Source organism: Pseudoalteromonas sp. C2R02, assembly GCF_018860845.1.
Taxonomy (GTDB): Bacteria; Pseudomonadota; Gammaproteobacteria; order Enterobacterales; family Alteromonadaceae; genus Pseudoalteromonas.
Genome location: NZ_JAHKQC010000029.1, coordinates 147,454 through 166,322, shown reverse-complemented (window position 1 = coordinate 166,322; position 18,869 = coordinate 147,454). Strand labels below are relative to the sequence as shown.

General features: G+C 34.8%; 20 protein-coding genes. 15 read left to right on the top strand and 5 right to left on the bottom strand.

What is annotated here, in order from left to right:
- The first annotated feature begins 158 nt into the window (after positions 1-158).
- A complete protein-coding gene (locus KO527_RS11425) occupies positions 159-761 on the top strand; it encodes an SIS domain-containing protein (RefSeq protein ID WP_216040422.1) in 603 nt (200 codons plus the stop codon).
- On the top strand, positions 761-2,203 hold the full coding sequence (gene hldE, locus KO527_RS11420) for a bifunctional D-glycero-beta-D-manno-heptose-7-phosphate kinase/D-glycero-beta-D-manno-heptose 1-phosphate adenylyltransferase HldE (protein ID WP_216040421.1): 1,443 nt from the start codon (positions 761-763) through the stop codon (positions 2,201-2,203). Before KO527_RS11425 ends, hldE begins: the two co-directional genes overlap by 1 nt.
- Positions 2,204-2,258: 55 nt before the next feature.
- Here hldE and KO527_RS11415 read toward each other — a convergent pair whose 3' ends face one another.
- The gene (locus KO527_RS11415; protein ID WP_216040420.1) at positions 2,259-2,981 is read right to left on the bottom strand and encodes a 3-deoxy-D-manno-octulosonic acid kinase; all 723 of its coding nucleotides are present in this window, start codon (positions 2,979-2,981) and stop codon (positions 2,259-2,261) included.
- A gap of 134 nt (positions 2,982-3,115) precedes the next feature.
- Here KO527_RS11415 and KO527_RS11410 point away from each other — a divergent pair, with 134 nt between their 5' ends.
- The 6 genes from KO527_RS11410 (at position 3,116) to glpG (ending at position 8,404) form a co-directional block, all read left to right on the top strand.
- Positions 3,116-4,189, top strand: coding sequence for a glycosyltransferase family 9 protein (locus KO527_RS11410; RefSeq protein WP_216040419.1), 1,074 nt, complete (start codon positions 3,116-3,118; stop codon positions 4,187-4,189).
- Positions 4,189-4,719: a D-glycero-beta-D-manno-heptose 1,7-bisphosphate 7-phosphatase gene (gene gmhB / locus KO527_RS11405; protein WP_216040418.1), complete on the top strand. Its 531-nt coding sequence runs from the start codon at positions 4,189-4,191 to the stop codon at positions 4,717-4,719. The genes KO527_RS11410 and gmhB overlap by 1 nt, the downstream gene beginning before the upstream one ends.
- Positions 4,720-4,881: 162 nt before the next feature.
- A complete protein-coding gene (locus KO527_RS11400) occupies positions 4,882-6,078 on the top strand; it encodes a glycine C-acetyltransferase (protein ID WP_216040417.1) in 1,197 nt (398 codons plus the stop codon).
- Between the two features lie 2 nt (positions 6,079-6,080).
- Positions 6,081-7,106 (top strand): L-threonine 3-dehydrogenase, encoded by a 1,026-nt coding sequence (tdh, locus tag KO527_RS11395; RefSeq protein ID WP_042151757.1) that lies wholly within the window; start codon positions 6,081-6,083, stop codon positions 7,104-7,106.
- Positions 7,107-7,197: 91 nt separating this feature from the next.
- A complete protein-coding gene (glpE, locus tag KO527_RS11390) occupies positions 7,198-7,518 on the top strand; it encodes a thiosulfate sulfurtransferase GlpE (protein WP_042151760.1) in 321 nt (106 codons plus the stop codon).
- Between the two features lie 73 nt (positions 7,519-7,591).
- Complete coding sequence (gene glpG, locus KO527_RS11385) at positions 7,592-8,404, top strand: rhomboid family intramembrane serine protease GlpG (RefSeq protein WP_216040416.1); 813 nt, start codon at positions 7,592-7,594, stop codon at positions 8,402-8,404.
- Between the two features lie 53 nt (positions 8,405-8,457).
- On the opposite strand, the gene KO527_RS11380 is transcribed toward glpG, so the two are convergent.
- Positions 8,458-8,853, bottom strand: coding sequence for a flagellar basal body-associated protein FliL (locus tag KO527_RS11380; protein WP_216040415.1), 396 nt, complete (start codon positions 8,851-8,853; stop codon positions 8,458-8,460).
- Positions 8,854-9,035: 182 nt separating this feature from the next.
- Between KO527_RS11380 and KO527_RS11375 the strand changes: the two genes are divergently transcribed.
- The 3 genes from KO527_RS11375 to KO527_RS11365 are packed head-to-tail and all read left to right on the top strand — an operon-like array spanning position 9,036 to position 11,391.
- Positions 9,036-9,587 carry a chorismate lyase gene (locus KO527_RS11375; protein WP_216040414.1) on the top strand — a complete coding sequence of 184 codons (552 nt, stop codon included), beginning with the start codon at positions 9,036-9,038 and terminating at the stop codon, positions 9,585-9,587.
- A gap of 21 nt (positions 9,588-9,608) precedes the next feature.
- On the top strand, positions 9,609-10,475 hold the full coding sequence (gene ubiA, locus KO527_RS11370; RefSeq protein WP_216040413.1) for a 4-hydroxybenzoate octaprenyltransferase: 867 nt from the start codon (positions 9,609-9,611) through the stop codon (positions 10,473-10,475).
- A 10-nt stretch (positions 10,476-10,485) separates the two neighbouring features.
- The gene (locus KO527_RS11365; protein ID WP_216040412.1) at positions 10,486-11,391 is read left to right on the top strand and encodes a hydrogen peroxide-inducible genes activator; all 906 of its coding nucleotides are present in this window, start codon (positions 10,486-10,488) and stop codon (positions 11,389-11,391) included.
- Between the two features lie 3 nt (positions 11,392-11,394).
- Here KO527_RS11365 and KO527_RS11360 read toward each other — a convergent pair whose 3' ends face one another.
- The gene (locus KO527_RS11360) at positions 11,395-12,267 is read right to left on the bottom strand and encodes an HDOD domain-containing protein (RefSeq protein ID WP_216040411.1); all 873 of its coding nucleotides are present in this window, start codon (positions 12,265-12,267) and stop codon (positions 11,395-11,397) included.
- Positions 12,268-12,400: 133 nt separating this feature from the next.
- On the opposite strand from KO527_RS11360, the gene KO527_RS11355 reads away from it, so the two are divergent.
- The 3 genes from KO527_RS11355 to KO527_RS11345 are packed head-to-tail and all read left to right on the top strand — an operon-like array spanning position 12,401 to position 14,437.
- Entirely contained in the window at positions 12,401-12,943 is a 543-nt protein-coding gene (locus KO527_RS11355) for a sigma-70 family RNA polymerase sigma factor (RefSeq protein ID WP_216040410.1), read from the top strand.
- The gene (locus tag KO527_RS11350; RefSeq protein ID WP_216040409.1) at positions 12,943-13,551 is read left to right on the top strand and encodes a hypothetical protein; all 609 of its coding nucleotides are present in this window, start codon (positions 12,943-12,945) and stop codon (positions 13,549-13,551) included. The genes KO527_RS11355 and KO527_RS11350 overlap by 1 nt, the downstream gene beginning before the upstream one ends.
- 1 nt (position 13,552) lies before the next feature.
- Positions 13,553-14,437, top strand: a complete 885-nt coding sequence (locus KO527_RS11345) for a hypothetical protein (protein ID WP_216040408.1) — start codon at positions 13,553-13,555, stop codon at positions 14,435-14,437.
- Positions 14,438-14,565: 128 nt separating this feature from the next.
- Here KO527_RS11345 and KO527_RS11340 read toward each other — a convergent pair whose 3' ends face one another.
- Together KO527_RS11340 and KO527_RS11335 are read right to left on the bottom strand one after the other, a co-directional pair.
- Positions 14,566-14,775 carry a hypothetical protein gene (locus KO527_RS11340; protein ID WP_216040407.1) on the bottom strand — a complete coding sequence of 70 codons (210 nt, stop codon included), beginning with the start codon at positions 14,773-14,775 and terminating at the stop codon, positions 14,566-14,568.
- Between the two features lie 99 nt (positions 14,776-14,874).
- Positions 14,875-17,379, bottom strand: coding sequence for an EAL domain-containing protein (locus KO527_RS11335; protein WP_216040406.1), 2,505 nt, complete (start codon positions 17,377-17,379; stop codon positions 14,875-14,877).
- 317 nt (positions 17,380-17,696) lie between these two features.
- On the opposite strand from KO527_RS11335, the gene queA reads away from it, so the two are divergent.
- Positions 17,697-18,734: a tRNA preQ1(34) S-adenosylmethionine ribosyltransferase-isomerase QueA gene (gene queA, locus KO527_RS11330; RefSeq protein WP_216040405.1), complete on the top strand. Its 1,038-nt coding sequence runs from the start codon at positions 17,697-17,699 to the stop codon at positions 18,732-18,734.
- Positions 18,735-18,869 lie beyond the last annotated feature (135 nt).

Genomic DNA, 18,869 nt, shown 5'->3' with positions numbered 1-18,869 from the left:
TGTAAAGATATCATTGATAGGGAAAAAAATCCTAGTTTGAGTTGGTTTTTATCTCCTTTTCAATTAATTATTGCTAGTTACTCGAAATATAATTGAAAATTATGGATAATAAGCATCAAATATAATGGTTTCATTATGAAAAAATAAAGGATACTCCTATGAGCTCTCAAAATTGTGTTTCGAATAGCTATTTAAAAAGCTTAGAACGACATCGTAAAGCATTCGAGACTATGGAGGCTTATCAAGAGCAAGCATTAGCGCTTTTAGCACAATGTAAAAAAACACTAACAAATGGCGGTAAGGTCATTTGGTTCGGTAATGGTGGTAGTGCAGCAGATTCACAACATTTAGCAGCAGAGTTTATGGTGCGTTATAAAAAAGAACGCGCGCCTTTGGCCTCAATCGCTTTGACAACTGATACTTCTATTTTAACAGCACACTCTAATGATTATCATTTTGACTCTGTATTTGAACGTCAAATTTTAGGTTTATGTAGAAGTGATGATTTAGTGATAGGCCTGACAACATCAGGTACTAGTAACAATATAAACTTAGCACTCAGTGCTGCTAATGAAATTGGTGCATTTACAGTTGCCTTAACTGGCCGTGATGGTGGCGAAGTTAAAAACATCGCAAAATTACCTATTATTATTGAAAATGATGAAACAGCTCGTATTCAAGAAGCACATATGTTTATTGGTCACTGGTTATGTGAAGCACTTGATTTAATTTGTGACGAAATAACAGAGAGTAAAGCTTAATGGATTTATCTTTTTTAAAGAACTTATCACAAGCTAAAGTATTAGTTGTTGGTGATGTGATGGTTGACCGATACTGGTATGGCGATACTGGGCGTATTTCTCCTGAAGCGCCAGTACCTGTAGTAAAGGTAAATAAACTGGAAGATAAAGCCGGTGGTGCTGCAAACGTAGCTAAAAATATTGCGCATTTAGATGGTCAAGTGAGTTTATTAGGTATTATTGGTGATGATGAGTATGGTCGTACTTTAAATAGTTTATTAACTGATGAAAATATAGCGTCACAATTAGTAGTTCAAAAAGATCACCCAACAATTGCTAAAATGCGTATTATCAGTCGTCACCAACAAGTTGTTAGACTTGATTTAGAAGAAAACTTCACGCAAAAGCATAGCCAGTTATTATTAGATAAATTAAAAAATATAATCAATGAATATGATTTCGTAGTATTTTCAGATTATAACAAAGGCTCTTTAAGCTTAATCAAAGAAATGATATCGGTTGCGAAAACTGCTAATAAAACTGTTTTAGTTGACCCTAAATCGAAAGATTTAAGCCAATATGCAGGTGCTGATTATATTACACCTAACTTGACTGAATATTCAGCTGCGGGTGGTCAAGTTGGTTCAGAAGAGATTATTGCTGATTCTGCCCGTGAAATTATTAAGTCTGCAAAAATTGGCGCTATGCTACTGACACGTTCAGAGCAGGGCATGTCTTTAATTACAAAAGATGAAAAACATGACTTTGCTGCACAAGTTCTGGAAGTATCAGATGTAACAGGTGCAGGCGATACAGTAATCGCAACTTTATCAGTGATGCTAGCTGCAGGTATGCCCGCAAAAAATTCAGTTGAAGTTGCTAATTTAGCTGCGGGAATTGTTGTGGGTAAATTAGGTGCTGGCACTGTTTCTCCTGAAGAGTTAGGCCATAAGTTAAGTCAGTATCTAGTAGAAACTGGCGAGCATTACCAAGCGCCATTTGATGATGTTTTACAGCATATTGAATTTGCACGTCAAAATGGTGAAACGATTGTTTTCACAAATGGTTGTTTTGATATTTTACATGCGGGTCATGTGCGTTATTTAGCGCAAGCTAAAGCGAAAGGCGACCGTTTAGTAGTGGGTTTAAATAATGATGAATCAATTGCTAGATTAAAAGGCCCTGAGCGTCCGATTAACCCATTAGAAGAACGTGCTATGGTGATTTCAGCACTTGGCTCTGTTGATTGGGTGATCCCGTTTGGTAAATTAGAAAATAACGATACACCCGCTAAGCTTATAGAGCAGGTTAAACCTGATATTTTGATCAAAGGAGGCGATTATACCGTTGAGCAAATAGCGGGTGCAGACTTTGTTTTAGCTAATGGCGGTAAAGTTGAAGTGCTTGAATTTTTAAATGGCTGCTCAACTTCAAATGTGATTAAAAAAATTCAGCAGTTTTAATTTAATAACTATTTAAAGCTGAGTGGTAAAAGGTGCATGGTATAATTTAACAAAATTAAGCCATGCATTTTTTATATATTTTGTGTAATTCCATCCAATCTTTATCTTGCCAATAAAAATCAGAATTTCTATTTTTTTCTTTTTCAAAAGATCGTTGTAATCGTGAGATATTACTTTTCTGCCAGTTCAGTTTAGGCTCTCTTAATTCACCTCTATCAAAATCAATTAAAAAAACCTCTCCTTGATCATCAAATAAAATATTATTGATATTCAGATCTGCATGATATACACCTGATTGATGAAATGTAGCAATGCACTGTGCAACCTGTGTGTTTTCGTGTTTTGTTAGCTCTCGTTGTTTTAATATATCAAGTACACTTTGCGCACCACTTATTGCTGAAGTAATAATATCACCACGGTAAATTAATCCGCTTTTGGTAACTTGAGCTGCAATAGGTTCTGGCACATTTAAACCTTTTTGTTTAAGTTGAGTTAACAATTCAAACTCTTGAAAAACACGCGTTTTTTCTAAACCTAAATAGAAATACTGATCTTGTAAAAGCTTGCCAATTAAACCCCCACGCCAATAATGGCGTAATACACCTTTAATATTGTGGTGGTTAAAAAACCAAACACTTGCTCGTCCTTTTTTTTGCGCATAAATTTTATCTTGTTCACGCCAGTACTCAGATCTGAACCAGTCATTTGATAAATCACTTGTGTTAAATTGCCAGCTGAGTAAATACTGATTGTTGTTTTTTTGTATTTGAGTATTCATTTAAAAGGATATGCAATGCAAGATATTACTAGTTTACCGCTGTTGTAGGTAGATGGAAACTTGGTTTGTTGCATTAAGTCATTTAAAATCTTAGCATTCGTATTTTTGCTGTGCTCTTAATTTAAAGGTGAATTGTGGTTCAAACCAATCAGTATCAAGATATATGTATTCTTAGGTTATCTGCTATTGGCGATGTATGTCATGCAGTTTCGGCTGTTCAAGCAATTCAGCGACATAATCCAAAAGCACAAATTACTTGGGTTTTAGGTAAAGTCGAAGCGATGTTATTAGCTGATTTACCTGGTATTAAATTTGTTATTTTTGATAAAAAACAAGGTAAAGTCGCTTATAAAAAGCTGAAATCTGAATTTAAAGGCAAAAAGTTTGATGTTTTATTACATATGCAAGTGGCACTAAGAGCTAATATCGCAGCGGCTTATATTCCTGCAAAAGTAAAAATGGGTTTTGATTGGTCTCGATGTAAAGAGGGCCATTCTATTTTTACCAATAAACGCATTGCTGCACAATCGGAGCCTCATGTTTTAGAGGGTTTTCAAGGCTTTACTAAAGCGATTGGCGTGCCGCATTATGAACCGAGTTGGCAAATGCCATATAGTGAGAATGATTTAGCTTTCGCTAATAAAACATTAGGCGATTTTGATACGCCAAATAAAAAAATATTTGTGATATCAGCTGCTGCCAGTAAAAAAGAAAGAAACTGGTTGCCTGAACGATACGCAGCTTTGGCACAACATGCGTATAAAAAAGGTTTTAAAGTTGTATTAACGGGTAGCCCTGTTGATATGGAAAAAGCGCTTGCGAGTGATATTCAAAGTCATTGTGATTTTGGCATATTAAATTTAGTCGGCAAAACCAACTTAAAACAATTGTTATGCATTTTAAAGCAAGCTGATTTAGTGCTGGCACCAGATACTGGCCCTGCACATATGGCTGTTACTGTGAATACGCCAGTGATAGGTTTATATGCGCACTCAAACCCTAAGCGCACAGGTCCTTATAACTACCAAGGCTATGCTGTTGAAGTTTATCATAAAAACTTAAAAGCACAGTTTGGTAAAACAGCAGCACAACTACCTTGGGGCAAGCGTTGTAAAGGTAAGGATTTGATGTCTCAAATTCAAATAAAAGATGTTGTAGAAATGTTTGATCGCATTGTAAGTGAAAAAGACATCCTGGAGTCTGCATAATGAATAAAGCAGTATTTTTGGATAGGGATGGGGTGATTAATCATGACCATGCCTATGTATCTAAAATTGAAGATTTTGAATTTATTGATGGTGTTTTTGATGCGTGTCAGCAGTTTATAAAACAAGGCTTTATGATCATAGTTGTGACAAATCAGTCAGGTATTGGTCGAGGCTACTATACAGAACAAGACTTTAATGTACTAACAGATTGGATGAAGTCTGAATTTAACAAACACCAAATACCGATTACAGAGGTTTATTTTTGTCCACACCATCCTAAAAAGGCTTTGCCTGAGTACTTAAAAGAATGTGATTGCAGAAAACCTATGCCGGGCATGCTAAATCAAGCTATTAAACGGTTTGATATAGATGTTAGCCAAAGCATTATGGTGGGTGATAAAATATCAGACCTTCAAGCTGCGCAAGCTGCTGGAATTAAGACTAAAATATTAGTTAAATCTGGAAAGGCTGTTACAGATGAAGGTAAAGCGATAGCCGATGAAGTATGGCAAAGCTTGTCGATTAGATAAATCATAAATAATTTTAATGTATTACATTGATCTTACTCATATCAATAGAGAGTGCATTTAACAGGCTAAACTTTTAAACTAGGCCGAATTTATTATTAAAACAGTTAATTTGCATAAAGTATGCAATTTAGTTAATTATCCGTTCAAATTTTGGAGAAACAGATGAGAGCATCTGCATTTTATGATCAGTTAAAGCAACAAATCGAACAAGTAAAACTTGATGGTTTGTATAAAAATGAGCGTATTATTACTTCTCAACAGCAAGCTCAGATCACTGTAAGTTCTGGTGAACAGGTTATTAACTTTTGTGCGAATAACTACTTAGGTTTAGCAAATCATCCTGATTTAATTGCAGCAGCGCAGCAAGGTTTAGATCAGCATGGTTTTGGTGTTGCTTCTGTGCGTTTTATTTGTGGTACCCAAGATATACATAAAACACTAGAGCAAAAAATCAGCAACTTCTTAAAAACAGAAGATACAATTTTATATTCTTCATGTTTTGATGCAAATACGGGTTTATTTGAAACTTTATTAGGCCCTGATGATGCGATTATTTCAGATGCTTTAAACCATGCCTCTATCATTGATGGTGTGCGTTTATGTAAAGCAAAGCGTTTCCGTTACGCAAATAACGATATGGCTGCATTAGAAGAGCAGTTAATCGCTGCTGATGCTGCGGGTGCAAAAACTAAATTAATCGCAACAGATGGCGTATTCTCAATGGATGGCGTGATTTGTAATTTAGCTGCTGTGTGTGATTTAGCTGATAAATATGATGCATTAGTTATGGTAGATGATTCTCATGCTGTCGGTTTTGTTGGCGAAAATGGCTGTGGTACAGCTGAGTACTGTGGTGTTATGGATCGTGTTGATATTGTGACAGGTACTTTGGGTAAAGCACTTGGTGGTGCTTCAGGTGGTTATACTGCAGCAACGGCTGAAATTGTTGAATGGTTACGCCAACGCTCTCGCCCTTACTTATTTTCAAACTCATTAGCGCCATCAATTGTAAATGCATCAATTAAAGTATTAGATATGCTTGCTGATGGCGGCGAACTTCGTAAAACATTATGGGATAACGTTGCTTACTTCCGTGAACAAATGGAAGCTGCTGGATTTACATGTGGCGGTAAAGATCACGCTATTATTCCTGTAATGTTAGGTGATGCTAAATTAGCTTCTGATATGGCTGATAAATTATTAGCTGAAGGCATTTATGTAACTGGTTTTTCATTCCCGGTAGTACCAAAAGGTCAGGCACGTATTCGTACTCAAATATCTGCTGCACATACTAAAGAACAACTAGATAAAGCGATTTCTGCCTTTACTCGCATCGGTAAAGAGATGGGAGTGATCTAATCATGAAAGCATTATCAAAGTTAAAGGCTGAACCTGGGATTTGGATGACAGATGTGCCAAAACCTGAAGTTGGCCATAATGATTTATTAATTAAAATACGTAAAACAGCTATTTGTGGTACTGACGTACATATTTATAAATGGGATGAGTGGTCACAAAATACCATTCCAGTACCTATGGTTGTAGGTCATGAGTATGTTGGTGAAGTAGTAGATATGGGTCAAGAAGTTCGTGGCTTTACTGTTGGCGATCGTGTATCTGGTGAAGGTCATATTACATGTGGTCATTGTCGTAACTGTCGCGCAGGTCGTGTACATTTATGTCGTAATACTACTGGTGTTGGTGTTAACCGCGAAGGTGCTTTTGCTGAATATTTAGTGATCCCTGCTTTTAATGCTTTTAAAATTCCAAGTAATATCTCAGATGAGCTAGCTGCAATATTTGACCCATTTGGCAATGCTGTTCATACCGCGCTTTCTTTTGATTTAGTGGGTGAAGATGTATTAATTACTGGTGCTGGTCCAATTGGTATTATGGCGGCTGCGGTTGCTAAACATGTTGGTGCTCGCCATGTTGTGATCACTGATGTAAATGAATATAGACTTGAGCTAGCGCGTAAAATGGGTGCGACTCGTGCTGTTAATGTTGCAACTGAAAAGCTTGAAGATGTGATGGCTGAGCTTGATATGACTGAAGGCTTTGATGTAGGCCTTGAAATGTCAGGTGTACCATCAGCTTTTAACTCTATGCTTAATAACATGAATCATGGCGGTAAAATTGCCATGTTAGGTATTCCTCCTTCAGATATGGCTGTTGACTGGAACCAAGTGATTTTTAAGGGCTTAGTGATCAAAGGTATTTATGGTCGTGAAATGTTTGAAACTTGGTACAAGATGGCCAGCTTAATTCAATCTGGTTTAGACTTAAATCCAATTCTTACCCATGAATTCCATATAAATGACTTCCAAGAAGGCTTTGATACTATGATCTCTGGACAATCAGGCAAAGTGATCCTTAATTGGGATTAGTCTTAAGTCGATAGAAAGTATAAAATGATAGCGCAAATTTATTTGCGCTTTTTTATTCGCAAAGTAAGTATAAAACAGTTAAAGGTAAATCATGACATTTAAAGCAATTGATTGTGCACAATTAAAAGAACGTTTATCGGAAGATAATTTAGTGATCGCAGATATTAGAGATGTTAACTCGTTTAATGAAGCGCATATTCCAAATTCAATAAATGTTTCAAATGAAAATATTGCACAATTTATGATGGAACGTGATTTTGAACAACCAATTATAGTGGTTTGCTATCATGGAATAAGCTCTCAAGGTGCTGCGAACTATCTTATAGGTCAAGATTTTGAAGATGTATATAGCTTAGTAGGTGGTTTTACTGATTGGGCATCTAAGTTCCCTGGTGATGTCGCTAAGGCTTAAAATTCTTAATATGGATGAGCTCTTTAGTTTTTTAAACATGCTATAAAAGCAACGCAAACTTAAGGTAAGGGTTATGATTTTATTAGCTCAGCTAGATAATATTAGAGCTGCTCAAGGTTTTATTGATTACTTAAAAACACAAAATATTGATGCGCAACTTGTAAAAGGGCAGGAAAAACAAGCTGCGATATTAGTGAATGAAGACGTTTATGATCAGGCTCATCAATTATGGTTAGAGTTTGATGATGATCCGAATCAAGATAAGTATCTTGCAGCATCATGGGATGCAGGAGTGTCGAATGCGCCATTTCAATACACAGGGTCTTCACTTAATATAAAGCAGCGCTTTAATGCGCTGAGTTGGTTTAATCAAAGTATTACGGTTACTTCGATTGTTATTTATATGGCCTTTATGTTTGGCGGTTTTGAGACTTTATTTACTCTATTACAGTTTCAACCATATAATCCAATAAATTGGATCACACCTGCGATAATTCACTTCTCTGCAATTCATATTATTTTTAATTTAATGTGGTGGATGCAATTAGGTGATCAAATTGAAAAATCTTTAGGAAAATCACAGTTACTAATTATATTTTTATTCAGTGCGATAGTCAGTAATTGGGCGCAATACTTATTAGTCGGTCCTAATTTTGGTGGATTATCAGGTGTTGTATATGCACTGTTAGGATTTTGTTGGATTTATGGCTGGCTTAAACCGAGCGCTGGCATTGTTATCGCAAAGCCGATTGTTGGTTTTATGCTAGTTTGGATGTTACTGGGTTTTGCCGATGTTTTATTTGTGGGTATGGCTAATTGGGCACATTTATTTGGTTTATTAACCGGTATGCTTTTTGCTTTTTTGAAGGCAAAAATAAATAGCTAACTTATAATAAGCATAGGGGAGAGCTATTTTATTATAACTCTCTCCAAGAATACCTAGTTATATAGGTATTTGGTAAAAAGCACGTCACGAATGATCTCTTGTCCCGTTTCAACTTTTAATAATTTCTTAATTGCTTCAGCACATTTTTTTCTAATTTCTTCTCGGCCAACCAATGACTTTACTTTATCTTCAGGTTCTTTACTTAAGATCTCTACAATCGCATCTCGTAATAAAGGCGTATGATGTTCAACTATTTCTAGGTTGCTCATATCTAGCAACATAAGTTCAACTGTCACACGAACAAAGCCTAATTTTTTATTAGAAGTACCAATATAATTTGTTGTTATATCTGGCTCAAACCCATAATAACCTAAGTTTGAGGCAGCAGAACTGGTAAAGCTGATTAGGGAAAATGTGATAGCACACAGTAACAAAGCCAAAGGACGCATTAAGTACTCTCTATAAATTTTGATTATTATTAATATATTTAATTAAATAGCTACAATACAATAACTTTTATGAATTATAACAAACTCTGAAAAATAATCTCATAGCTTTATCTATTTTATTCATATCAAATATGGATAAATTATTTTATGATCTCATGTCTTATTTTTTTGGTTGTTGTATCGTGCTCGATTATCCCCTAACACTTGATAATAATTGGTTTGATTCTGTTATTGATGAGTTAAATGAAACTGAAATAAACTGGTTGTTTGAAACAAGCTCTCTGACTGCCAGGCTAAAACAAAATAGCCAATATTTTGAAGTTAAAGTATTAAGTGAAATTGTTCAGAAATTAACTTTAGAACAAGCAGATATACTTAAAGTAGATATCCAGAACGCATTATTTCGTGAAGTGATTTTATATTGTGATACTAAACCACAAGTGTATGCACAAAGTTGGATTCCATTGGATGAACAGCAATTATCAAATCATAACTTAGGGACTTTAGGAACAAAACCTTTAGGAGAGCAGATATTTAAAGATCCTTCCATTAATCGAGATATCATAGAAATAGCAAAGTTTAATGCAATGCATCCAATCGCAAATGTCGCTAAAATGCTCAACTTAGATGAGCTTAACAGCTGGGGAAGGCGAAGTGTTTTATCTTTAGAGTCGCAAAAATTATTAGTCTGTGAAATATTTTTGCCAGGCTCTTTTCTTGAAACTAAAACTTAATTTTTAAAAAATAGAATAATCATGATGAAATGGCATTTACAGTTAAGTAACTGGAAATATTATAAACAATTAATGAGAACCGATAAGCCAATCGGTTCTTTATTATTACTTTGGCCAACTTATTGGGCTTTATGGTTGGCAAGTGATGGTATACCCGATTGGTTGCATTTAGTTGTATTTAGCTTGGGTGTTTTTATTATGCGAAGTGCAGGTTGTGTGATCAATGACTTTGCTGATCGTAAAGTTGATGGTCATGTCGAACGTACTAAAATGCGCCCGTTAGCATCAGGAAAGGTGACTTCAGCAGAGGCTATACAGTTATTTATCGTTTTAATATTAGCTGCATTTTCTATTGTTTTATTATTGAGCTGGCAAACTGTCTTATTATCTTTTGGTGGTTTAGCGCTCGCTTTTTGCTATCCGTTTATGAAACGGTTTACCCATTTGCCTCAAGTGATATTAGGAGCTGCTTTTAGTTGGTCTATTCCGATGGCTTACATGGCTGTGCTTGGACATATTCCTATGCAAGCTTGGGTTTTATATTTAGCAAACCTATGTTGGACTGTTGCCTATGACACTATGTATGGCATGGTGGACAAAAATGATGATGTGAAAATAGGTATAAAATCTACAGCTATTTTATTTGGTCGGTTCGATAAGTTCATTATAGGGTTATTACAATTCGTCACGCTCTTTTTATCAGTTTATATCGCTCTAGAATATAAATTATCTGAACTGTTTTATCTCTGCTTGATGTTAGCAAGTGGCCTATTTATGTATCAGCAATGGCTAATTAAAAATAGAGAGCCTAGTTTATGCTTTAAGGCATTTTTAAATAATCACCATGTTGGATTTATTATTTTCATTGGTATCGCGATATCTTTATAAGGGTTAAATTTTGAATAATTTACCAAGTATTAAACAATTACAATACCTTTTAGCTGTACATCAACAGCAGCATTTTGGTCGAGCAGCGCAAGCATGTTTTATTGGCCAATCAACGCTAAGTAGCGCAATTCAAAACCTTGAAGAAAACTTAGGTTGTCAACTTATTGAAAGAGAAAATCGCAGCTTAATGTTCACTCCAATCGGTGAAGAAGTTGTAGAGCGCGCTAAAAAAATCATAGATGATACCATTAGTGTAAAAGAGCTTACTAAAAGTTTTTTAACGCCTTTATCGGGTAAATTAACATTAGGCTTAATACCAACGATAGCTAGCTTTATTGCTGCTGATTTGTATCATTTTTGTCAAACGGAATTTCCTGATTTAGAGCTGGTTTTAATCGAAGATACGAGTGATAATTTGCTCGGTAAATTAGAAAAAGGACAGGTAGATTTAACAATTTTAGCCTTGCCTTATGATACTAATAAGTTTCATATCAAAATTTTAGCACAAGATAAGTTTAATTTAGTGATGCACCAAGATTTTGACGCACCAAGCGAGGTAATCGATTTTAATTTATTGCCTAAATCGAGTGTCTTTTTATTGGCACGAGAGCATTGTATGACAGAACATGCTTTAAGTGCCTGCCATTTAAGTGAAAGCCAATGTATTAACCCATTTGTAGCAACTAATGTACATACTTTACTAAGCATGGTTGAAAATAAGTTAGGCGTGACTTTTTTACCGCAAATGGCAATTAATGCGGGTATTCTAGATCATAAAAACATGCGTTATATGTCTGCACAAGATGATGCCTATCGTGAGATAGGGCTACTGTGGCGAAAAACTACAGGTCGGATCCGTGATTTTAGACTGTTCAGTGATAAAGTTGCACCATTTATCAAAGATAAATGTCTTTAAAAATTAAACATGATAAATGTTATCTATACCTGCATTAAATAAGGTTTCGCCTAAATCTAATAATTGAAAATCCTCTAAATGTAAAACATCTAAGATTTGAGTGGAGAATTTCTCCCATTCATTATCAGGATTTACGCCAGTGAGGATTTCAGTTGAATTAGTCATATGTTCGGCAAGCTTTAAAATGGCAAACATTTGTTGTTCTGATGCTTCCCCTGTTGCCAGCATAATATTAGGACTATGATGATAAGCAATTACATTGCTTATTTCACTATTTAACCCCCATGATTGCGCAATTAAAAATCCTAAAACTTCATGAGAAGTATCAAAGTTAGCTTCTTCAAATTCACCGATAATGGCGCTATCTAAGTATGCTTGTTTTAATAGCTTTGGATAATTAGCGCTTTGTGAAAAAATAAGCGCCATGCCTGCATTGTGGAATAATCCTGCGGTATAACAATCATCAGAAAAGTCTTTTTCTAACTCAAAGTGTTGCGCTAGTATTAGACTTGCGTTGCCTATTTTCATTGAACTATTCCATAACTTTTCAGTGAATATCTCTTCACTGCCAGCACTGAGCGTAAACCTTAAAACGATACTATTAACTAATTTAATAAGCCTTTTTAAACCTAAAAACATACAAGCATGTTCTATTGTTGATATTTTCCTTGGTAAACTAAATAGTGGCGAGTTAACTACTTTAAGTGTAAATCCTGCAATGCCAATATCTTGATTTATATATTGGGAGATGGCCTTTAAATTAGGCTCATCTTTTTCAACTTCTTCCTGAACTTGTTTTAACATGTCAGGCCTAGGTGGTATGGTAAACCCCTCTAATGCGCTATCTATTCGGCTCATGTCGAGTGTTAATGACATACTTACTCCTTGTTTACTGGCAATTTTGTTCATGGTGCTAAATAGAAGTTTAGTGCAATCTTAATTTTTTTTATTTTTTTCCAAACTTTTTTTATTAGCAAGTCGACTAATAAGAAAAAAACTTAGGAGCTACGTGTTTTTTCAATCAGAAAAAAAGCTTATTAATAAAGCGAAACAAGGAGATAAAAAGGCTTGGCTTAAGTTAGTCGAAGAGTTTGAAAAGCCGATTTATCATTACTGCTTACGGATGTTAGGAAACCCTGATGATGCTGTTGATATGTTACAAGAAGCTTTTATCAGTATTTACAAGAGTTTAGATAGTTTTCGTTTTGATAGTAGCTTTAAAACTTGGGCAATACGAATTGCACATTTTCGTTGCATAGAATTTTATCGAAAGCGCAAGGTTTGCCAACAACTAGATGATTTACCTGAACTGATAAATGACTCTGATAAAGATTGCCCAGAAGCTTCATTATTTAAAGTTCAAAGTAATGAACAAGTGATTAATGCGATGTCTCAATTACCTTGGGAACAAAGAAATGTGATTGAATTAAAGTTTTTTCAAAATTATACCTTTGAGCAAATAGCGCAACAGTTAGATGTTTCAAGTAATACAGTTAAGTCTCGATTATATAGTGCTCTTAATAAGTTAAAGCCGCATTTGGAGGTGAGTTAATGCCTGATTTAAATACAATATTTGATACTTGGTTAGACACGGGAGAGCTGTCTGCGAGTAATGAAAAGTTGCTACAACAAGATCCTGTTTTTAGCCAGATGTATAAAAATGCGAGGCAATGGCATTCGCAAGAGATTGAATATAAAGAAACTGAAGTACCTCAATGGAATAAAGAGCAGACTTTTTTTGAAAAACCTTCAGCTAAAGGTACTGGTTTTAACCTCAATTGGCTTAATGGTGCGATGTTAGCCATATCATTTGTTTTGTGTACTTTAGTTGTCACTCAGGCACAGTTAGATATTTCAAATGAAGGAGTTTCAATTACTTTTAATCAAGCAGATAAGCAAGCACTTCAATTTAATGAATTGAAACACATGCTGAGTCAAATTCAAAAAGACAATTCGCAACAAGCTTGGAAAATGGCGCAACAAGCAATTGATACGGGACGTATTGAACGCAGAGAAGATATTAATACCTTGATTACTTATTTGAAAGAACAAAGAAATCAAGATCAAACCCTGATCAAGTTACAACTTAATGATTTGGCTGAGCAAGTTGAAAATCAAGATTCAACAGCAGTCGCACAAAATATAATATTGGAGCAATAATATGAAAAAGTTTATCTTATCTGGCCTCGCTGTTGCACTTTTTAGCACAACAGTGAACTCAAAAGAGGTTTCAGTTGATTTAGAAAAAATCAAAAGAGAAATCAATATCATGAGTAATATTTTAAAAGCATCGTTTGCCGAAGATAAAAACTTAGGTTTGCGCCATATAGAATCACAGTACTTGGTTTCACAAGGCATTACTTTTAAGCTTGATGCACGATCTTTTGGTAAAAATAATTTTAGTTGGTCGAATATTTTGCCTGTAGCACCTGTTGCGCCAATAGACTTTGATTTTGATGATACACAAATAGAAGAGATAAGAGAGCAGGCACTGTCTATTTCAAGGGAGGCTTATAGCTCAGCGCTAGAGGCAATTGCTGAAACTGGTGAGCATATCCGTGAGCTGGCTGAGCGAGAGCGAGATGTTGATCATGAGATCCGCTCTACAGAAAGAGAAGCGCGAGATATCAGCTTTGAGCGACGTAATGCTGATCAGGAAGATATAACTGAACTCGAACAGCGTAAAAGTAAATTAGAAGTTCAAGTCAAAGAGTTAAAAGAGCAAAAGAAGCAACTAGACAAACAACAGAAAAAGCTAAAAAAGACTATTCGTGAAAACAAAACCAAAAATCAAGCGAAAGCACAAAAGAAAAAGCAATTAGCTTTAACCACGATTAAAAAAACATTATCAATCAGTTTATGTGACTATGGTGCAGGACTCAGAAATTTACCAAATAGTGAAAGTGTCAATTTTGTTTTGAAAAACGCAGGGAGTAATAAAAGTGATGCAATTTATATTTTTACTAAAAAAGATATTAAATCATGTGTTGTAGGCGATATTAATGCTGCTCAGTTACTAGAAAAATCAGTTAACTATCATTTTTAGATTAGTGAGAAGAGTATAGCGTAATCTAGGTTGGTGATATTAAGTTGATAATATAAAACAACCCATCTTTATAAGATAAAAGGTGGGTTGTTTTATAGTACAGATTTTATAAATACTGATAATTTTGATTAACTTATAATGCTATTTTCTTCAATATCAGGATGGTTTTTTAGATTAGGTAAGAAAAGTAAATACACTAATACAACTAAATTAAAATAGGGTAAAGTGCCTAAAACTAAAAAGGTAATGACGGGGTACCCTTTAAGTTTCGCGTTTAAGTAACAGTAATAGGCTATTAATCCGTTAGCTAACAATAGTAATACTATAAACATTGTCATTCCTGACTCCTCATTATTAAATCATATCCTTTGCAACTTAGTATAGACTAGGTATCAATTTGAGAAGGTTTAAAAATGAAAAAATATGTTTTAAATAGTTTAATTAGCTGTTTTTAAAAGTGTTATTTTTTTTAAGTGCTCAGCTATATCTTGTGCCTTTAAGGGTTTTGAAATTAAGTATCCTTGTGCATAATCAACTCCAATATCTTTTAAAGCATTGAAAGTTGATAAGTCTTCGACAAATTCAGCAACACATGTTTTATTTAATGAGTGGCTTATATCTTTAATTGCTTTTACTAAGGCAAGATCTATTGGATCGTTAAGCATATCTTTTACAAATGAACCGTCAATTTTAACCTGATCTGCAGGTAGTTGTTTTAAATAACTGAAAGTACTGAAACCAGTTCCAAAATCATCAATTGAAAATCCACAGCCTAATATTTTTAAATGTTCAATCATAGTGCGCGTTGCAGTTAAGTTACTAATACTTGCAGATTCAGTGATTTCAAAAACGATTCTTTTTGGATCAACTTTATAGTGCTTAAGTGTATCTTCAATTAAAGGGAGTAGCCCTTCATCTGAAAATGCTTGCGCTGATAAGTTAATTGCAATTTTATTGAGTATAGGGTGATGTGCTGCATTTGAGATAGCAGTTTTTACAACACTGTGATCTAACAAGTTCATATCAGATATAAGCTCTAAAGGAGGGATAAATTGATTTGGATATATTAGTTCGTCGTTAATCCTTAATCTTAGCAAGGTTTCAAAATAGGCAACTTTATGTTGTTTAAAATCCCAAATAGGTTGGAAGTGTAGCTCAATTTGATCTTGCTCTAATGCTAATCTTACTTGGCGAGTCCAAGCTAATTTTGACATCATTTTTTCGCTATCATCGTCACTTGCACTAAAGCAATGAACTAAATTACGGCCTCTATTTTTAGCAACATATAAAGCAATATCAGATTGTTTAAGGCATTCATTGGCATCTTTGTTATAATTAGAAATCATCGTTAAACCAACTGAGCAGCTCATAGAATAATCGCGATCTAGAGTTTTAAATTGATATTTTTCGATAGATTGGCATAGGTCTTCTGCAATCGCATAAGCATCTAATAATTCGATATCTTGTAACAGGACTGCAAATTCATCACCTCCAATACGGCATAAAATATGACCTTCAGTTATCACATGTTGAAATAATTTAGCTGCTTTTTTAAGTACAATATCACCTTGTTGGTGGCCCAAAGAATCATTAATAACTTTGAAGTGATCTAAATCGATATAGAGTAATGCATGTTGTTTGTTATCTAATGTATCTTTGCATAACTGATTAAGTGATAAATCAAAGTAGTGACGATTATGTAAACCCGTTAATGTATCGTGTAAAGCCAAATGCTGTAACTGAAACTCAGCCTGTTTACGCTCATGGATGTTATCTATGCTTGCTGTAATGCTTGTGCGGGTTTTATCGCTTTTAATTGATTGTAAACGACATTCAACCCAAATAGGATGGCCTAACTTGTGTTGTAGTTGTAACTGCAGAGTTTGCTGAGCAAACTGTCCACTTAAAATGGCTGCAATACTATTTTGTAATGTATTTTTAAACTCTTGGATACAAAATTGGCTTAAATCTTTTGTTAGACTGCTTTTAAAGTCATGGCCTAATAATGCCTCCCAGGCAGGATTGATAAATCGAATCGTGCCTTGGCCATCTAATTCTATTACTACGGTATTTAAATGATGCAATATTCTTTGGTGTGCTGAAAATAAATCTTTATATCTTTGCTGGCTTTGGCTTAACTGCTCTACCTTTGAAGCAAACTCAGCATAACTTACCATAAAGTCTTCTCGGCGAGCAGCTTGATCACATACTTTATTTAATAAAGGCTGGCTATATGGCACGCGAATAAAATCACTTACTCCAGATAATAAAAGCTGTTCTGCCACATTAGCATCATCAGTATCTATGATGGTTACAATTGCTTGGTTTGCTTTTGCGGTTAAGAATGAGGAAACTAAATCTTCTGCGCAAGGTATTAATTGTGCTATTGAATTTATTAATATAATTGAATATGTATTTTGCTGAAATAATGCCATTGCATCTTTAGCATTGGTGACTTGGCTAACTATAAAAGTATCTTTTAAGTAAAGTGAGATTTCATCAGCTTGAAGTTGGTTGGGTTCTATTAATAGAAGGGTTAATCGACTACTTTTTTCTAAATGACTAGAAAGTACATTGGCTAAAATCTGTGGCAACTGCTGCATTTTTTGTTCTGTAACCACAGCATCAATACCATAACTTCGGGCTGTAGTATCAGCAATACGTTCAAAATGATTGGAGGCAGTTAATACGATAGGCGTATTTTTAGGGGTTCTTAATAGACCTGATCGGATCATGCGAGCAAATCGCCAGCCATCTATGTTACCAACATTTAATCCTGTGATTATTAAGTCGACAGCCTGTTTTTTTAACAAAGATAGTGCTTCGTCACTATTTTTTACTTCTAATACTTTAAATACATTGAGGTGCGCAAGCGCATTTTTTATTATATTTCGTTGTTTCAAGCTTGTATCTAAGATCAATAGTTTAAGCTGAACAGCCATACTTGGCAGCCTCTAGTAAGTGAAGTTATATCGATAATTAGCATAATGCTAATGAAACTAATTTAAAAGAGCAACACGATGAAAGGTTGCTTTAAAGCAAGGGAATCTCTAAAATTGGCGCGATTTTTAATCTACTTACTCTGATTGTTTCTAGTAACGGAAATTTTGAGAAGAGCCTTTTTAATAGATAGGATATGAACCCTGATGCGTGTAGCTGATTTTAGCTTTGAGTTAACTGATGAATAGCTTGCATGAGATTTCCTTTGAGTAAGTCGTAATAAATTTTAGTCATTTTAATTGATAGGATATAAAACCTGATGCGTGTAGCTGATTTTAGCTTTGAATTACCCGATGAACTGATCGCTAGATTTCCAAAAGAAGATCGAAGCAGTAGTCGTTTATTAAAACTTGATGGTAACACTGGCAAACTTGCTCACCATGTATTCAGTGACATGATAGATTTTGTTAATAAAGATGATTTATTAATTTTTAATAATACTAAAGTGATCCCTGCAAGAATGTTTGGCCAAAAAGCTTCAGGTGGTAAAGTGGAAGTGTTAGTTGAGCGCGTGCTTGATGAACATCGCGTGCTCGCACATATTCGTGCAAGTAAATCACCTAAGCCTGGCAATGAACTGATTTTAGAGGGCATTGCAAAGGCGACTATGGTTCAGCGTCAAGGTTCTTTATTTGAACTTGAATTTAGTGGGGAAGAAAGCGTATTAGATATTCTAGATAAAATCGGGCATATGCCTTTACCGCCTTACATTGACCGTCCCGATACTGAAAAAGATAGAAAGCGCTATCAAACAGTTTACGGTGAAAAGCCGGGTGCTGTTGCTGCGCCTACTGCAGGTTTACACTTTGATGATGCTTTAATGGCAAAATTAAAAGATAAAGGCGTTGATATGGCCTTTGTGACTTTACATGTTGGAGCGGGAACTTTTCAGCCTGTAAAAGTTGAAACAATAGACGAACATGTAATGCATTCTGAGTATATTGAAGTGCCAGATTCAGTTGTTGAGGCTATTAAAGCAACTAAAAAACGCGGTGGACGTATTATTGCTGTAGGTACAACTTCAGTACGATCTTTAGAATCAGCAGCAATGAAGTCAGAAGGTGAGCTGACTAGTTTTTATGGTGATACAGATATATTCATTAATCCAGGTTATGAATTTAAATTAGTGGATGCGATGATCACTAACTTCCATTTATCAGAATCTACATTAATAATGCTTGTAAGTGCATTTTCTGGTTTTGATAATATAAAACATGCTTATCAAGTGGCGATAGATGAAAAATATCGTTTTTTCTCATACGGTGATGCGATGTTTTTAGAGCCAAAAACAAAATAATCCAAATTAAAATCATTAAAGATAAGTTAGCGATTTATCGGTAACTTATCTTTTGCATAAAACACTCAAACCCTTTAACTGACCTACTCATAGAATCTAACTTGCACCAGCCCCCCTAAACCATGTAAAATCGCG

What these genes read in the sequence shown, in the direction of transcription:
- KO527_RS11350 (WP_216040409.1), top strand. Translation starts at nt 12,943, where the DNA reads ATGCCTGATTTAAATACAATATTTGATACTTGGTTAGACACGGGAGAG.
- glpE (WP_042151760.1), top strand. Translation starts at nt 7,198, where the DNA reads ATGACATTTAAAGCAATTGATTGTGCACAATTAAAAGAACGTTTATCG.
- glpG (WP_216040416.1), top strand. Translation starts at nt 7,592, where the DNA reads ATGATTTTATTAGCTCAGCTAGATAATATTAGAGCTGCTCAAGGTTTT.
- KO527_RS11425 (WP_216040422.1), top strand. Translation starts at nt 159, where the DNA reads ATGAGCTCTCAAAATTGTGTTTCGAATAGCTATTTAAAAAGCTTAGAA.
- KO527_RS11340 (WP_216040407.1), bottom strand. Translation starts at nt 14,775, where the DNA reads ATGACAATGTTTATAGTATTACTATTGTTAGCTAACGGATTAATAGCC.
- KO527_RS11400 (WP_216040417.1), top strand. Translation starts at nt 4,882, where the DNA reads ATGAGAGCATCTGCATTTTATGATCAGTTAAAGCAACAAATCGAACAA.
- tdh (WP_042151757.1), top strand. Translation starts at nt 6,081, where the DNA reads ATGAAAGCATTATCAAAGTTAAAGGCTGAACCTGGGATTTGGATGACA.
- KO527_RS11380 (WP_216040415.1), bottom strand. Translation starts at nt 8,853, where the DNA reads ATGCGTCCTTTGGCTTTGTTACTGTGTGCTATCACATTTTCCCTAATC.
- KO527_RS11345 (WP_216040408.1), top strand. Translation starts at nt 13,553, where the DNA reads ATGAAAAAGTTTATCTTATCTGGCCTCGCTGTTGCACTTTTTAGCACA.
- ubiA (WP_216040413.1), top strand. Translation starts at nt 9,609, where the DNA reads ATGATGAAATGGCATTTACAGTTAAGTAACTGGAAATATTATAAACAA.
- queA (WP_216040405.1), top strand. Translation starts at nt 17,697, where the DNA reads ATGCGTGTAGCTGATTTTAGCTTTGAATTACCCGATGAACTGATCGCT.
- KO527_RS11360 (WP_216040411.1), bottom strand. Translation starts at nt 12,267, where the DNA reads ATGTCATTAACACTCGACATGAGCCGAATAGATAGCGCATTAGAGGGG.
- KO527_RS11415 (WP_216040420.1), bottom strand. Translation starts at nt 2,981, where the DNA reads ATGAATACTCAAATACAAAAAAACAACAATCAGTATTTACTCAGCTGG.
- gmhB (WP_216040418.1), top strand. Translation starts at nt 4,189, where the DNA reads ATGAATAAAGCAGTATTTTTGGATAGGGATGGGGTGATTAATCATGAC.
- hldE (WP_216040421.1), top strand. Translation starts at nt 761, where the DNA reads ATGGATTTATCTTTTTTAAAGAACTTATCACAAGCTAAAGTATTAGTT.
- KO527_RS11335 (WP_216040406.1), bottom strand. Translation starts at nt 17,379, where the DNA reads ATGGCTGTTCAGCTTAAACTATTGATCTTAGATACAAGCTTGAAACAA.